15 protein-coding genes are annotated in these 14947 nt (G+C 59.3%); 6 read left to right on the forward strand and 9 right to left on the reverse strand.

Annotated elements, in window-relative coordinates:
• Nucleotides 1–257: 257 nt before the first annotated feature.
• The 6 genes from grxC to QV747_RS05435 all read left to right on the forward strand — a co-directional run bounded on the left by grxC (nt 258) and on the right by QV747_RS05435 (nt 7386).
• On the forward strand, nt 258–521 hold the full coding sequence (grxC, locus tag QV747_RS05410) for a glutaredoxin 3 (RefSeq protein WP_028450678.1): 264 nt from the start codon (nt 258–260) through the stop codon (nt 519–521).
• Between the two features lie 147 nt (nt 522–668).
• Nucleotides 669–1142, forward strand: coding sequence for a protein-export chaperone SecB (secB, locus tag QV747_RS05415; RefSeq protein WP_028450679.1), 474 nt, complete (start codon nt 669–671; stop codon nt 1140–1142).
• Nucleotides 1123–1584 (forward strand): SH3 domain-containing protein, encoded by a 462-nt coding sequence (locus QV747_RS05420; protein WP_273430216.1) that lies wholly within the window; start codon nt 1123–1125, stop codon nt 1582–1584. Before secB ends, QV747_RS05420 begins: the two co-directional genes overlap by 20 nt.
• Before the next feature lie 22 nt (nt 1585–1606).
• Nucleotides 1607–2599: an NAD(P)H-dependent glycerol-3-phosphate dehydrogenase gene (locus QV747_RS05425; protein ID WP_273430218.1), complete on the forward strand. Its 993-nt coding sequence runs from the start codon at nt 1607–1609 to the stop codon at nt 2597–2599.
• 121 nt (nt 2600–2720) lie between these two features.
• The gene (locus QV747_RS05430) at nt 2721–6410 is read left to right on the forward strand and encodes a PAS domain S-box protein (RefSeq protein ID WP_273430219.1); all 3690 of its coding nucleotides are present in this window, start codon (nt 2721–2723) and stop codon (nt 6408–6410) included.
• The gene (locus QV747_RS05435) at nt 6403–7386 is read left to right on the forward strand and encodes a two-component system response regulator (protein WP_273430220.1); all 984 of its coding nucleotides are present in this window, start codon (nt 6403–6405) and stop codon (nt 7384–7386) included. Before QV747_RS05430 ends, QV747_RS05435 begins: the two co-directional genes overlap by 8 nt.
• A 55-nt stretch (nt 7387–7441) precedes the next feature.
• On the opposite strand, the gene QV747_RS05440 is transcribed toward QV747_RS05435, so the two are convergent.
• From QV747_RS05440 to QV747_RS05480, 9 genes are all read right to left on the reverse strand, one after another.
• Nucleotides 7442–8551 (reverse strand): patatin-like phospholipase family protein, encoded by a 1110-nt coding sequence (locus tag QV747_RS05440; protein ID WP_273430222.1) that lies wholly within the window; start codon nt 8549–8551, stop codon nt 7442–7444.
• Between the two features lie 172 nt (nt 8552–8723).
• Complete coding sequence (locus QV747_RS05445; RefSeq protein ID WP_273430224.1) at nt 8724–9515, reverse strand: ABC transporter ATP-binding protein; 792 nt, start codon at nt 9513–9515, stop codon at nt 8724–8726.
• Nucleotides 9512–10519 carry an iron ABC transporter permease gene (locus QV747_RS05450; RefSeq protein ID WP_273430225.1) on the reverse strand — a complete coding sequence of 336 codons (1008 nt, stop codon included), beginning with the start codon at nt 10517–10519 and terminating at the stop codon, nt 9512–9514. The genes QV747_RS05445 and QV747_RS05450 overlap by 4 nt, the downstream gene beginning before the upstream one ends.
• The gene (locus QV747_RS05455) at nt 10516–11409 is read right to left on the reverse strand and encodes a cobalamin-binding protein (RefSeq protein WP_273430227.1); all 894 of its coding nucleotides are present in this window, start codon (nt 11407–11409) and stop codon (nt 10516–10518) included. The genes QV747_RS05450 and QV747_RS05455 overlap by 4 nt, the downstream gene beginning before the upstream one ends.
• Nucleotides 11406–12686 (reverse strand): cobyrinate a,c-diamide synthase, encoded by a 1281-nt coding sequence (locus tag QV747_RS05460; RefSeq protein WP_273430228.1) that lies wholly within the window; start codon nt 12684–12686, stop codon nt 11406–11408. The genes QV747_RS05455 and QV747_RS05460 overlap by 4 nt, the downstream gene beginning before the upstream one ends.
• 18 nt (nt 12687–12704) lie before the next feature.
• Complete coding sequence (locus QV747_RS05465) at nt 12705–13154, reverse strand: YiiD C-terminal domain-containing protein (protein WP_273430230.1); 450 nt, start codon at nt 13152–13154, stop codon at nt 12705–12707.
• Complete coding sequence (locus QV747_RS05470) at nt 13151–13402, reverse strand: VF530 family DNA-binding protein (protein ID WP_028450688.1); 252 nt, start codon at nt 13400–13402, stop codon at nt 13151–13153. The genes QV747_RS05465 and QV747_RS05470 overlap by 4 nt, the downstream gene beginning before the upstream one ends.
• A gap of 55 nt (nt 13403–13457) precedes the next feature.
• Nucleotides 13458–14060, reverse strand: coding sequence for a cob(I)yrinic acid a,c-diamide adenosyltransferase (gene cobO, locus QV747_RS05475; RefSeq protein WP_273430231.1), 603 nt, complete (start codon nt 14058–14060; stop codon nt 13458–13460).
• Nucleotides 14057–14938, reverse strand: a complete 882-nt coding sequence (locus tag QV747_RS05480; protein WP_273430232.1) for an ABC transporter substrate-binding protein — start codon at nt 14936–14938, stop codon at nt 14057–14059. The genes cobO and QV747_RS05480 overlap by 4 nt, the downstream gene beginning before the upstream one ends.
• Nucleotides 14939–14947 lie beyond the last annotated feature (9 nt).

Raw genomic sequence — 14947 nt, forward strand, 5'->3', positions numbered from 1 at the left:
AAACGTCACTTCGTTTCGCTGCGTCATCAGCAGAGAGGCCGAACTATACCCACCCGCCTCGAACACGTCAACACCAATCCAACGAAAAAGCGCCAACAAGTCGATAAGCGATTGATTTTCATAAACCTCTACCAGACAACTTTCCAGCCAAAATCTTAAGACTTGCATTTCCGCTTTAGCGCCGCATCTAGGAAGATGTACTCAACAAAAGCAAAGTCAACACAAACTCACTGGCTTTGCACAAGGATAGCGACCAAATGGCCAAAGTAATCATGTATAGCACCGGATACTGCCCCTATTGCGATCGGGCAGAGCGCCTACTTAAAGAACGCGGTGTCGATAATCTGGAAAAAATCCGCGTGGACCTCGATCCTACGCAACGTGAAGCCATGATGGCACGCACCCAGCGCCGTACAGTGCCGCAAATTTACATTGATGATTATCATGTAGGTGGTTTTGACGACTTGGCAGCCCTAGATCACGCTGGCAAATTAATCCCCTTGCTGCAAGGTGAACAATAAGCGTCATCTGGATACCAAATCACCGCAGAGATCATGGCATCAGGCGAACAACTATGCGATGATTCCTGCGCGCTGAATAACGCTATCAATGTTGATAGCTATGTAGCGAATACCTTGTTTAAATACCACGACTCAAAGGGATGGACCATGAGCGAAGAAAACCAAGAAGTACAACAACCGATTTTCGCCGTACAAAAACTGTACGTAACCGACATTTCGCTCGAATCGCCAAACGCGCCAAATTCTTTCATGGAACAAGCGCAACCTGAATTCAATATCCAGTTCCGCAACCAAGCTAAAAGCTTCGACAATGGCTTTTACGAGGCTGGCCTGACCGTCACTGCCACTGCCAAAGTGGAAGATCGCACCGTATTTCTGGTGGAAGTAACCCAAGCTGGTCTGTTCCAGATTGAAAACGTACCTGAGCAAGAACTGGATCCGCTGCTGGGCATCGGTTGCCCAAGTATTCTGTTCCCGTACCTGCGCGAAGCCGTATCAGATCTGACAACGCGTGCGGGCTTCCCTCCGCTGATTCTGCAACCGATCAACTTCGAAGCGATCTACCTGCAACAGCGTCAACAAGCTGCCGCACAAGAAGCCAATGAGCAAACCACTCATTAATCGCGCAGCATATTATTTGCACGTGGGTGCACTACTGGCCTTGGCGGCCGGTAGTGTGCATGCACTGGAATACCGTTCCAGCGCCCGTCATGGCGTTATTCTGTATGAAGCGCCAAACGAAAACAGCACGAAACGCTTTGTATTAAGTGCCAATATCCCGCTCGAACTCATCGCCGAACAAGGCAACTGGCTACGGGTACGGGATCGGGATGGCACGCTGGCTTGGCTTGCCAAAACCGACGCCAGCAGCACTCGTTATGTGCAAGTGAGCAAACTGGCAGACATTCGCGTTGCGCCGCAACCACAAGCCACCACCCTCTTCAAAGCCGAACGCAATGTACTATTGCAACTGCTGGATAACACCGGCACCGGCTGGCTGAAAGTCAAACATCGTGATGGCCAAACCGGCTACATCCGTATCGAAGAAGTTTGGGGCGTATAGCCCATCTGCAGGAGATCAACCCTTGAAACTTGCCGTTCTTGGCGCTGGCGCTTGGGGCACCGCCCTAGCGATCCGTTTTGCCGACCGCCAATCGGTTACGCTGTGGTCGCGTGAAGCTGAACAAGTTGCAACCATGCGCAACGAAGCCTGCAACCCACGCTACCTGCCGGATGCGCCCTTCCCCGCGCAACTGCAAGTCACCACATCCATGGCAGAAGCCATCAGCGACGCTGGCCTGATTTTGATTGTAACGCCGATGTCTGGCCTGCGTAGCACCTTGAAAGCACTGGCTGAACTTGGCAATACCGCACCCGTCTTGTGGGCGTGCAAAGGCTTAGAAGCGGGCACTATGCTGCTGCCGCATCAAGTCGCCGAGCAAGAGATGCCCGATCATATTCCGCGCGGCATGCTCTCTGGCCCCAGCTTTGCGCAGGAAGTTGCCAAAGGCTTACCCGCGGCGGTCACCATTGCCGCAAGTGATGCCGTGTTTGCCCAGCAAGTGGTAAATGATCTGAATACCAATGTACTGCGCCTCTACGCCTCCGATGACTTGGTGGGCGTAGAAATCGGCGCCGCTGTTAAAAACGTCATGGCGATCGCCGCCGGGGTGGCCGATGGCCTGAATCTGGGCCTGAATGCTCGCGCGGCGCTGCTGACTCGCGGCCTGGCCGAGATGGCGCGTTTCTGCGTCGCTTTGGGTGGCAAGCCCGAAACCATGATGGGTCTGGCCGGGATCGGTGATTTGATGCTCACTGCGACCGGTGATCTATCCCGCAATCGCCGGGTTGGCCTGCTGCTAGCACAGGGGCTTGATCTGGATGGCGTACTGAAAAATCTCGGCCACGTTGCCGAAGGTGTACCCACTGCCCGCGAAGTATTGCGCCAAGCCAATGAGCTGGGTATCGACATGCCGATTACACAATCGGTGTGCCAGGTCTTGTTCGAGCAAGCGCAGGTCAGCGACATTATTGCCGATCTCATGGGCCGCAGCCCGAAAATGGAAGCCGTGGTCTAAGCACCCCGCCACACCCAAGTAAGCCACCTGCGGGTGGCTTTTTTCTTGACCTTTACTTACTGTGCCCAAGCCCAAGCGCCGCCTATACTGAGGCTTTACCGCCTCAATAGCACAAGGCGCCATGCTCAGCGACTTTTTTCTCGCCGCCGATATACCTAGCCAGCTCCTGCTCTACGGCAGCTATCGCTACGATCTGGTGGCCTTGTCTTTTGTCATTGCCATTCTGAGCTCAGCCATGGCCTTGCAGGTGGCTGGCATGGCGCGACTCGCCCACACGCGGGCATTGCGGCAGGTGGCTTTTCTCACTGGCTCTTTTGCTTTAGGCGTGGGCATCTGGTCGATGCATTTTATTGGCATGCTGGCGTTTTCGCTCTGCACCACCATCAGCTACGACTATGGCCTCACCTTGCTATCGATGCTGCCCGCCGTATTGGCCTCCTGGGTAACACTGAATCTGCTGTGGCAGCGAGACATTAACCGCTGGCAACTCGTGATCGGCGGGGTATTGGTCGGCAGTGGGATTGGTGCAATGCATTATGCCGGCATGGGCGCCATGCGGATGAACCCTTTGCTGCGCTACGACCCATGGTGGTTTGCGGCCTCCATTGTGGTAGCGGTGGGGCTGGCTATGCTGGCCCTCTGGATCCGCTTTGGTCTACGCCGCCGCGGCCGCTTTAGCGCCTTGCAGTCGATTTTGCTGGGTGGCATCGTGATGGGCTGCGCGATTACTGGTATGCACTATACGGGTATGGCCGCGGCACGCTTTGTAGGAAGCGCTGACCCGGCCTATACCCCCACGATGGGTGCCAACACCTATCTTGCCATCAGTATCGCACTCTTTACCATCACGGCTAGCGTGTTTGTACTGGCCGGCAATGCCCTTTTGCGCTATCGCCAGCTGTTGCGGCAGATGCAAAGTAATGAAGCGCAAATGCGCGCCATCGTCGATACCGCCGTTGATGGCATCATTACCATTGATCAACACGGCCAGATCCGTGCGCTCAATCAGGCGGCCGAGCAGCAATTTGGCTGGCCTGCCGCCGAGTTAATCGGGCAAAACATCAACCGGTTGATGCCCGAACCTTACCGCTCCGAGCATGATGGTTATCTATTGCATTACCTGCAAACCGGGGACGCCCGCATCATTGGCCAAGGGCGTGAAGTTTATGCCCAGCGCCGTGATGGCTCGGTGTTTCCGATCCGGCTGGCCGTGGGCCGCACCCAAATGGCCGGCGAGCCGATGTTTGTTGGCTTTATCACCGATATCAGCGAGCGGGTCCGGATTGCCAAAGCCCTGCAATCGAGCGAACAACAATACCGCACCCTGATCGCCAACATGCCCGGCGTAGCCTTTCGCAGCAAAGTTGATTTTGACTGGACCAAACTGTTTATCAGCCAAGGCATGACTCAGCTCAGCGGCTGGCCGGCCGAAATGTTTCTGGATGGCAGCCTGAGCACCGTCAGCATCATCCACCCGGACGATCTGGCGCGAGTGCGCGCCTGCATTGATGCCGCCATCAGCGCCCAGCAATCCTATGTGGTGGAATACCGTATTTTGTATCGGGGTGGTGGCGAGCGCTGGGTGTCGGAAAGCGCCGGCGTGGTATACGACGAGCAAGGCCAGGCGCAGTGGATCGATGGCGTACTGCTGGATATCACCGAGAGCAAAATCCGCGCAGCAGAACACGAAGGCATTGTGCATGCCATTTCACGCGCACTCAGCGTGGTTGAATTTGACCTCACCGGCACGATCCTCGCCGTCAATGACAACTTCCTCAGCCTCACTGGCTATAGCGCGGCCGAGCTCATTGGCCAGCACCATAGTCTGCTGTGCTTTAGCGAGGAGCGCGACAGCCCAGAATATCAATCCTTCTGGCAACGCTTGCAGCAGGGTGAATTTCAAAGCGGCGAATACCGCCGACGTGGCCGCGCCGGGCAAGAAATCTGGATTCAATCCGTCTACAACCCGATTCTGGATCTGGATGGGCAGCCTTGGAAAGTGGTGAAGTTGGCGCATGACCTGGCCGAGCGCAAAAAAATGGAGCAGGCACTGACCGAAGCGCGCGATCGTGCCGAACAAGCTGCCGCCGCCAAGGGCATGTTTTTGGCCAATATGAGCCATGAAATCCGCACGCCGATGAACGCCATTTTGGGGTTTACCGAACTTTTGCAGCACACGCCCCTGGATGCCCAGCAGGCTCGCCACCTCGACATCGTGCGCCAATCGGCCCGCGCGCTGCTGGGGCTCTTGAACGATATTCTGGACACCGCCAAACTCGAACGTGGTGCTATTGAGCTAGAAGAAGCCGACTTTTCACTGCGCCAGCTGTGCGAGCAACTGATCAGCACCTTCGCCCTGCAAGCCCAGCAAAAAGGCTTGGCGCTCACCTTGCACTATGCGCCCGATTGCCCCACGGCGATTCGCGGCGATGCGCTGCGGCTGCGACAAATCCTGACCAATTTGCTCGGCAATGCCGTGAAATTTACCGAGCACGGGCAAGTTAGCCTCAGCGTCGAGTGCGATCAAACACAGCTGTGCTGCCAGATCCGCGATACCGGTATTGGTATCGCCCCGGATCGGCTCGAGACTATTTTCGCGCCCTTTACCCAAGCCGATGTGTCGATGGCGCGCCGCTTTGGTGGCACTGGCTTGGGCACAACCATCGCCCGCCAACTAGCAGAACTGATGGGCGGCACCATCAGCGTCCGCAGTAGCGAAGGTGTGGGTAGTTGCTTTACGCTGCAGCTACCTTTACGCGCAGCCGACATGGCGGAGGAAGTTGCCCACGGTACAAGAATTGTCCTCCCGCCATTACGCCTCCTGGTCGCGGATGATGTGGCGCAAAACTTGGAGCTAATGCAGCTATTACTCCAGCAAGACGGGCATCAGGTCACGCTGGCACAGGGCGGCGCGGCGGCCATTCATTCCTTTGAGCAGGGCGAATTTGATGTGGTACTGATGGATGTGCAAATGCCACAGATCGATGGCTTGCAGGCTACGCGGCACATTTTGCGCTGGGCCGCCGCACAAGGCCGGCCAGCACCACCGGTCATCGCACTCACCGCCAGCGTACTCTCGCAAGACCGGGTGGATGCCGAAGCTGCCGGCATGGTCGGCTTTGCCTCCAAGCCCGTTGATCACGCGGCGCTCAATGCCGAAATAGCACGAGTCTTGGGCTTGCCCACGAGCCCAATTTCTGTGACAAGTCATCCATCTCAAGGCCTAGCCTTGGGGCAAGTTGCTGCCACCGTTGATGCAGTCAGTGCAACGATCGATCGCGCTGGCGCTCTCGCCCGCTGGGGTAGCGAGGCGGCCTGGCAAACCCATCTGGCCGCTTTTGTGCAGGAATATCAAAACTTGCCTGCCGAGCTAAACACTGCCGATGCTGACGCACTGGCCGCCACCGCACACCGGCTACGCGGGGTGGCCGCCAATCTGGGGCTCACCGCGATGACCCAGTGGGCCCAGCAAATCGAATCCACCCGCACGCTGCCCAGTGGCTGGCAAGCTGAATGGGCCAGCCTATTGGCCTCAGCGAGCGCCGCATTGTCGCCCGCAAGCGCAGCCACCCCAGCAAACACAGGTACACCGCTACCTGCCACCCCAGAGTTAGCAGCGACGCTGTCTGTACTGGCCGCCGCGTTTGCCCGTGGCGAGCTAGCCGAAGACACCCTCGCCCCTTTGCAGGCTTATTGCCCACCAGCCTTATGGCAAACCCTCAACCACGCACTGGGGCAATTCGATTTTGATGCGGCCCTCGCTACCCTGCAGCAATGGCAACAGATTTTGAGCGGAGAACAGCATGACTGAGCCTAATCCCCTGCTACTGCTGGTTGATGATGAGCCCAATAATCTGCAGGTGCTGCGCCATATTCTGCAAGAACATTACCGGCTGCAATTTGCCCGCGATGGTGAAAAAGCACTGCAACTTGTGAGCCAAGCGCCGCCAGCGCTGATCTTGCTCGATGTCATGATGCCGAACATGACCGGGCTTGAAGTCTGCCGGCGGTTAAAGGGCGATCCGGCCACGGCCAATATTCCGGTGATTTTCGTCACGGCCCTGAGCGATAGTAATGACGAAGCCGAAGGCTTTGCGGCCGGCGCGGTTGACTACATCACCAAACCGGTCAGCCCGCCCATCGTGCTGGCGCGAGTAAAAACGCATTTATCGCTGGTGCGCGCGGATGAGCTGCGCAACACCCGGCTGGAAATCATCCGTCGGCTCGGGCGCGCGGCCGAGTTTAAAGACAATGAAACCGGCATGCACGTGATCCGCATGAGCCACTACGCGCAAAAGCTGGCGCTGGCCGCCGGGCAAAGCACGCATTGGGCTGAAGAATTACTGCATGCCGCGCCCATGCATGACATTGGCAAAATCGGGATTCCCGATGCGATTTTGCGCAAACCTGCCAAGCTCGACCCCGCCGAATGGCAAATCATGCAAACCCATGCCGAAATTGGCGCGCGTATCATCGGTGAAGATCGCTCAACCTTGCTGCAAATTGCCCGCACCATAGCCCTAAGCCACCATGAGCGCTGGGATGGCAAGGGCTATCCGCAGGGTTTGGCTGGGGAGGCAATCCCGCTGGCGGCGCGCATCGTGGCGATTGCCGATGTCTTTGATGCGCTCACCAGTGTGCGCCCGTACAAAGCGGCCTGGACTGTAGAAGACGCACTTGCGCATATTGCTGCCCAAGCCGGTCAGCATTTTGATCCAGCGCTGGCAGCGCTGTTTCTCACCCTCGAGCCCGAATTACGCGCTATTCAGGCCAGCTGGCGGGATTAAACGCCCGCCCCGGCGCGGCCCAACGCTCGACGCCAGCCCATAACTTAGCCCAAACTCAGCCTGAGCGCAAAGCCGCCCGCCGCCCTTGCAGAAATAAGCTGGCCTGCCGCCGGCCATCTTCGATCAGGCGCGTTAGGTTTTCCGGATTACGATCCAGCTTGCTTTCGTAATCCAGCTCATGCAACGCCTCGCTCATTTCAATAAACGGAATATGGTACGGTGCGGTGGCCTGCGCCAGATGGCATTTCGGGATCAGTACCGGCTGGCGGATATCAAATTGGGCCAGAAACTCAGGGCGGAAAGCATCGCGCAGCATCAGCTCATTGAGCCAGCTTAAGGTATCGAGCTGCTGAAATAGCGAAACATTGCCCACCATTTCATTACGCCGATCGGCAATCGCTTCGGGTAGCTCAGGCACACTGCGGCAGCCGGTTGGATTAATTTTGATCACCCAAACTTCATCCGGGATATTGCCCTCACCGACATATTGCGCACGCACTAGCTCATTGATGGGTGGGTTATCCGAAAACAGGCCATCCCAATACGCGCGGCCTTCGTGCAGCACCGCTGGGAAAATATTCGGCACCGCGCACGAGGCCAGAAAATGCTCCAGCTGAATCGACTCGGTGCGGGAGTTAAACTTACGCAGCTCGCCGGTCAGGATATCGGCCGCTCCCAATAAAAGCGCCGGTGCCTGCGGCTGTGGCCCCCAGGCTTGCAGCTCGGCAAAATCAAAATGCTTTTGCAGCAGCAAAGCAAAATCGGTGAATTCGGGGCGCAGGCTTTGCGTGCTGAGCGCCATCATCCATTTGGCCAGCGGATCAGACGGGCTCATATTGAAATGCGGCATATGGCCCTTGCTGGTGGCGCGCAGTGTTTCGATGACCTGATCATTAAACTGCCGCTCGGCCGCCGTTTGCGCCATATTATCCAGCCAGAAATCCAGCAGGCGCTTGCTGGGCTGCGCATCGCCCTTGCGCAAGGCATACCAGAGCAAACCGGCACAGATCGCCCCGCCCGAGGTGCCGGATAAACTCACCAGCTCAAAATCGGACTGAAAATTCTCACTAAACAGGGCGTCGAGCGCCCCAGCGGTAAACGCGGTTTGGCTACCGCCCCCCTGGCAAGCCAGGGCGATTTTGCGACGTCGGCGAGTGCTGGGCATATCCTTTCCTCTGGCAGCTGAATAACACAGAAAAATGTAAGGATAAAATCAGCAAAACACAAGCACGGCAATGCGCCGCGACTGCCGATGCACAGTCACGGGCAACACGCTCAGCAACGTGTCTCAATCACCAAAAATGAAGCCCACCGCCGGGCCCGAGCCGGCCGCCAGCTTAGGCCGGCGCCTGCGGTACAAACCAGCGCGTTCCCTGCTGGCTAAGCTCAGATACAGGGTGATGGTATAGCTCGCTAAGGCTTTTAGTATTGAGCACCTGATCACATACCCCTGCCTGCCAGCGCCCATCGCCAAACAGCAACAAGGCGTGGGTAGCAAATTGGGCGGCGTGATTGGGGTCGTGGCTCACTACCAGCAGGCTGCGGCCTGCTGCGCGCTCGGCACGCAGCACCTGCAAAGCTTGTTGCTGATGGCGCACATCCAGCTGCGAGAGTGGTTCGTCCAGTAACAGCAGCGGCGCTTGCTGAGTTAAGGCCGTGGCCAGCGCCACCCGCCGGCGCTCACCGCCCGACAGGCTGGCCAGATCGCGCTCGCCAAAGCCCTGCAAATCCAGCCGCGCCAGCTGCGCTTCAGCCAGCGCCAGATCGGCCGCGCCCTCCCAAGCCCAGCGGCTTAAATGCGGGTGGCGGCCAGTGAGGGTCTTTTCCAGCACCGAGAGTGGAAACGGGCATTCGTCCTGCTGGGTTTGCCAAGCGATCAGCCGGGCACGCTCGGTTGGCGGCACCCGGCACAAAGGCAACAGTCCGCCGGCCGCGGCGAGCTGAACTTCACCCGCGGCCGGTGCGCGCCAGCCCGCCAAGGTGGCCAGCAAAGTACTTTTTCCGCAGCCATTTTCCCCCAGCACAATCCAGGCTTCACCCGGCTGGATGATCAGTTGCAAATCGCGCACCAGCTCGCGCGAGCCTTGTTGCAAGCGCAGCTGTTGCACCTGCATTAACGCTGCGGTCATGCCCGCCCCCCGCCCGCGCGCTGGGCCAGCAACCATAAAAACACCGGCACCCCCAGCAGCGCCATCACTACGCCGACTGGCAATTGCTGTGGCGCCAAGAGTGTGCGCGCCAGCATATCGGCCAGCAGCAGCACCACGCCACCGGCCAGCGCCGCCGCTGGCAGCAGCAAGCGTAAATCCTGCCCAATCACCAGCCGCAAGGCATGCGGCACAATCAAACCCACAAAGCCGATCATGCCGGCAGTAGTGACCGCCAATGCGCAGGCCAGCGCCGCGGCGAAATACAATATCCAGCGCAACATGGTGTGATTTAGTCCCAGCGAAAACGCGGCTTGCGAGCTCATGCCCATGATGTTCAGCTCACGCGCCAGCGGCCACAGCAGCAGCAACATCAGCCCCAGCATCACGAGGGCGGGCAGCCAGGCCGCACCGGCCAGATCGCCCATCAGCCAGAAAATCATGCCGCGCAACAGGCCATCGGGCGCCATGCTCAGCAGCAAAGACGACAGCGCACCACAAAACGCCGCCAACGCCACGCCGGTGAGTAGCAAGCGCGTCTGGGTGCTGGATTGATCGCGCCCGGCCAGCAAAAACACCACCACGATGGTCAGCAAAGCCCCTGCGCCGGCAGCCAGATTCACGCCCCAGATACCCACCCCCAGTAATAGCGCCAACAGCGCACCCACACTGGCCCCGCCGGAAGTACCCAGGATATACGGATCAGCCAGCGGATTGCGCAGCAGCACCTGCTGCAAGGTGCCGGCCAGCGCCAGCAGCCCGCCCACGCCAATCGCCGCCAGCGTGCGCGGCAGGCGGAGCGCCAGCACCACATCGCGCGCCAAAGCCGCTTCTGCTCCCCCGCCCCACAGCTGCCACGGGCGGTAATTGGTGCTACCAAAACACAGGCTGGCCGCCACGGCCAGCGCCAATAGCAACAGCAACACGCTCAAAGTACTGATAACACGCCGCGGCGTCAGCCGCGCGGAAGCCGCCGCGCGACTCATTGCCGGCGCACCTTGTCCACCGCCTCACACATGGCGCGGGTGCCGTCCACCAGGCGCGGCCCCATGCGGTTCACGCTGTCTTTGGGCAAGACATAAAACTGTTTGTTTTGCGTGGCTTTCAGGTTTTTCCACTGCTGCCACGGCGCCAGCCAATCGGTTTTCATGCCCGGCTCGCCGCTGGTCATAATGGCGTCGGGGTTGGCGGCCAGCACGGCTTCTACATCAACTTTCGGGGTTAAATCCGGCAAGTGGCCAAACACATTCACCGCACCACAAATGCGCATGGCATCCGAGATAATCTGCGTGTTATTGATGGTCATGAGTGGGCGATCCCAGATCTGGTAAAACACCCGCACCGGTTTGCGACCGGCATAGGTTTTTTGCAGCTCGGCCAGCTGATCGCGATAGCGTTTGGCCGCTTGCGCCGCACCCGCCTGCTGCCCGGTCAGCACGCCCAAGCGCTCCAGCACGGTGGGTACATCACCCAGTTTTTTCGAAAAGGTCAGAAACACCGGCACGCCCAACGCCTTTACCTGCGCCAGATGCCGCTCGGGGTTGCCCGTGGCCCAGCCCACAATCAGATCGGGCTGCAAAGCACGGATGCGCTCCAGATCAAAACCGTTGTAACCACCAATGCGCTCAATCTGATTGGCTTCGGGCGGGTAATCGCTATAGCTCACCGCGCCCACAATCAGCTTGCCAGCGCCAATCGCAAACAAATCTTCGGTCACATGCGGGGCCAGGCTGATAATGCGCTTGGCCGGCTGCGCCAAGGTAATGCTGGTGCCCAGATCATCTTTCACCGTCAGTGGGGCCGCCGTGCTGGCCAGCGCCCATACACTCAGGCTCAGGCCCATTACCCAATCACGCAGGTGGCGTTGAAAACTCATACTTGTACTCCAAACAATGCGGCCGTGGCCACCGGATTGGCCGCAAACCAGACATGCAAATAACTTGCCCGCAAATACCCATGCCGGTATACCGCTTCACCGCTAGACCCTAAGCGGCATGGCGTAGCATACCCCTCGGGGGTGAGCGTGGTTTGCAAGGTGGAATAATGAAAGGTGTGCCCGCGCAGCGCACCGGCACCCAGATCGATCTGCTGCGCGCCCAGCGCCGCCAGCCGCGTTTGCATTTGCCCTTGCGCTGGCAGCAGCCCCCACATTGGCTGCACTTGCCCATCGCTCAGCGTCAGCGCTTCGGCCAGCGCCAGCATCCCGCCACACTCGGCCCAGATCGGCCGGCCCGCGGCCAGATGCGCAGCTAATTCCGCCGCGATGCTGGGATGTGCGGCCAGCGCCGGCGCATGCAGCTCGGGATACCCGCCCGGCAGCCACACGGCATCACACGCAGGCAAAGCCTCGTGCGCCAGCGGCGAGAACGTCACCACCTCGGCGCCCAGCGCGCGCAGGCAGGCCAGATTGGCCGGGTAAATAAAGCAAAAGGCCGCATCCTGCGCCACCGCAATCCGCCGCCCTGCCAGCAAGGGCGGGATCGGCGCAGCCGCCGGTGCGCTCAATGCAGTCGGCGCGGGCAGCTGGGCAATCGGCTGGCTGGCCAGCATCTCGGCCAGCTGATCCAGCCGTGCCGGCAAATCGGCTACTTCATGCGGCTGCACAATGCCCAGATGCCGCTCGGGCAAAGGCTCGCCCCGCCCCACCCAGCCCTGCCACTGCGCCGCCGGGCAGGCTTCTTGCAACATTTGCGCATGCCGCTCGCCGGCCACTTTATTGGCTAGCACCCCATAAAACGGCAAATCCGCGCGGTAATGCGCCAAGCCAAAGGCCAGCGCGCCAAAAGTTTGCGCCATCGCGCCGGCATCAATCACCGCCAGCACCGGCAAGCCAAATTTCACCGCCAGATCAGCGGTGCTCGGCTCGCCATCAAACAGACCCATCACCGACTCGATCAACACCACATCGTAATCACGCGCAGCTTCGGCCAGCATCTGGCGGCACAAATCCTCACCCACCAGCCACAAATCCAGATTATCCACCGGCGAGCCGCTGGCAAACCCCAGCAGTAGCGGGTCGAGAAAATCCGGCCCGCATTTAAACACCTTCACCCGCTTGCCCTGCCGGCGATACAGCCACGCCAAGCCCGCAGTGATGGTGGTTTTGCCGGAGCCCGATGAAGGCGCAGCGATCAGTAATACAGCGGCACTCATAGCAGCGCACCTTGTGATTTAGTCATGGATTACATAATTCCCGCGAAAGCGCACCGCCACACCCTGCGCGGTGACAATCTGCACCGCGAGCTCAATCCGCCCGCGCCCTTTGCGGTTAAATAGCTTGAGGCAGCGCTCAAACTCGCCATCGCTGGCCAATTCGCAGCGCGCATTGATGGTTTCAACCACTGGCAGCAGGTATTCAATCTGCGCATCCTGAATCACGATATGCGCGTGCAGGCCGGCGACGTGCAGACGGGCAAACACCATGCTCCAGCCAGCCAATACCGCCACCGCATACAAGCTGCCGCCGAATGCAGTGCATTTGTGATTGATATTGGGCGCCAGCGGCGCGGCGAGCTCAATGAGGTGCGGGCTGGCGCTGGCCACACTGAGGCCAATCTCGCGGGTGAGCGGAATTTCCTCATGCAGCGTGCGCGCCAGTAGTGCAGGCAGATTGTCACTCATGCGCGGCCATCATCTTGGCTGCGCAAGGCCAGATCAAGCGCCTCGACTTGCGCACGCGCCCACGGCGTGCGGCGCAGAAATTTCAGGCTGGATTTGATTGAGGGCTCATTGTAAAAGCACTGAATCGGGATCCGCCGCGCCAGCTCTTTCCAGCCGTAATAGGCCACCAGATCGTTGAGCATGGTTTCCAGCGTAATACCGTGCTGCGGGTTGTTTTTCTGGCCACCGGCCGGGGTTTGGGCAGTCATGGGCGCTCCTGACGCAAGTGCGGGCAAGGCATAGTGAGCCATACCCCCAGTGGGTTTACCATTCCAAGCCTTTCTGCGCCTTGATCCCGGCGCGATACGCATGCTTTTCGTCTTGCAGCTCGGTAATGGTATCGGCAATCTCGCGCAATTCGGCCACTGCGGCGCGGCCGGTCACCACCACGTGTTGCATCTCGGGGCGTGATTCCAGATCGCGAATCACCTTGGCTTTATCCAGATAGCCATACGAGAGGCAGTAAGTCAGCTCATCGAGCACCACCACGTCGTAGCTTGGGTCGTTCAGCATTTGCGCGGCCAGCGCCCAGGCTTCTTCGGAGCGGGCTTGGTCGGCGGCAAAATTCTGGGTTTCCCAGGTAAAGCCATCGCCCATCACATGCCAATCGCAGTGTTTGCCCAAAAAGGCTTCTTCGCCGGTGTCGGTGCGGTTTTTGATAAATTGCACCACGCCCACTTTCATGCCGTGGCCAATCGCGCGCGCCACCATGCCAAAAGCCGAGGATGATTTACCTTTGCCATTGCCGGTGAGCAAAATCAGAATGCCGGTATCGAGGTTGGCTTCGGCAATATGCGCATCGATAATGGCTTTTTTACGGGCCATGCGCGCGGCGTGGCGCGCTTCGCGGGTAGTGTCTTGGCTCATGCAGCAGGCTCCAGGGCAACAGCAGTAATCAGGGTTTGTAATTGCGGCAAACCGCGCGTAATCGCGGTAATGCCGGGCACCAGCAAATCATGGCTGGCTATTTCGTGTACTTGTTGGCGCGCCAGCGCCGGCACGGCCGCCCAGCCCGCTCGCTCATACACTTGGGCCGGGTCTAGCGGCTGGCCACACCAGCTGGCGATCATCAGTTCGGGCGCGGCGGCGATGACTTCGTCGGCACTCACCGTGCGATCTTTCGCGGCCACCGCGCTTGAGCGGGCGGCAAAAATATCCTCGCCGCCAGCGATTTCGATTAGCTCGGAGACCCAGCGGATGCCACTATACAGCGGGCTATGCCATTCTTCGAAATACACCCGCGGCCGGCGCGGCAAGGTCGCGGCCTGCGCGCGGGCGGCGGCGAGCGTCGAGTTCAGCTCAGCAATCAGCGCTTGCGCTTGCGGCTGGCAATCCAGCAGCCGGCCCAAAGTGGCAATCATGCCCAAAATACCGGCGATGCTGCGCTGATTGAAAAAATGCACTTCAAGCCCAGCCTGAATGCACTCTTTCACAATTTCGCCCTGCAGGCCGGAATACGCCAGCACCAGATCGGGCTGCACGGCAAAAATCTTTTCCGCCTTGGCGGTCGAAAAGCCGCTAATGATCGGGTGTAGCTTGGTTACCCCGGCCGGGTGGCGGGCAAAGGCCGTAATGCCGGCGATGCGGTGCGCTTGGCCCAAGGCATACAACACTTCCACCGTTTCGCTGCTTAGGCAGGCGATGCGCTGCGGGCCGGCGCTGCCACAGGTGGCGGGCGCGGCAATCTCGACTGGTGCAGGCTGGAGGTCGGCGGGCTGAGCCGGCGCGGTAGTCACATCATTCATGCGGTTTCC

Origin of the sequence: uncultured Chitinibacter sp. (genome assembly GCF_945957625.1) — a bacterium.
Lineage (GTDB): Bacteria > Pseudomonadota > Gammaproteobacteria > Burkholderiales > Chitinibacteraceae > Chitinibacter > Chitinibacter tainanensis.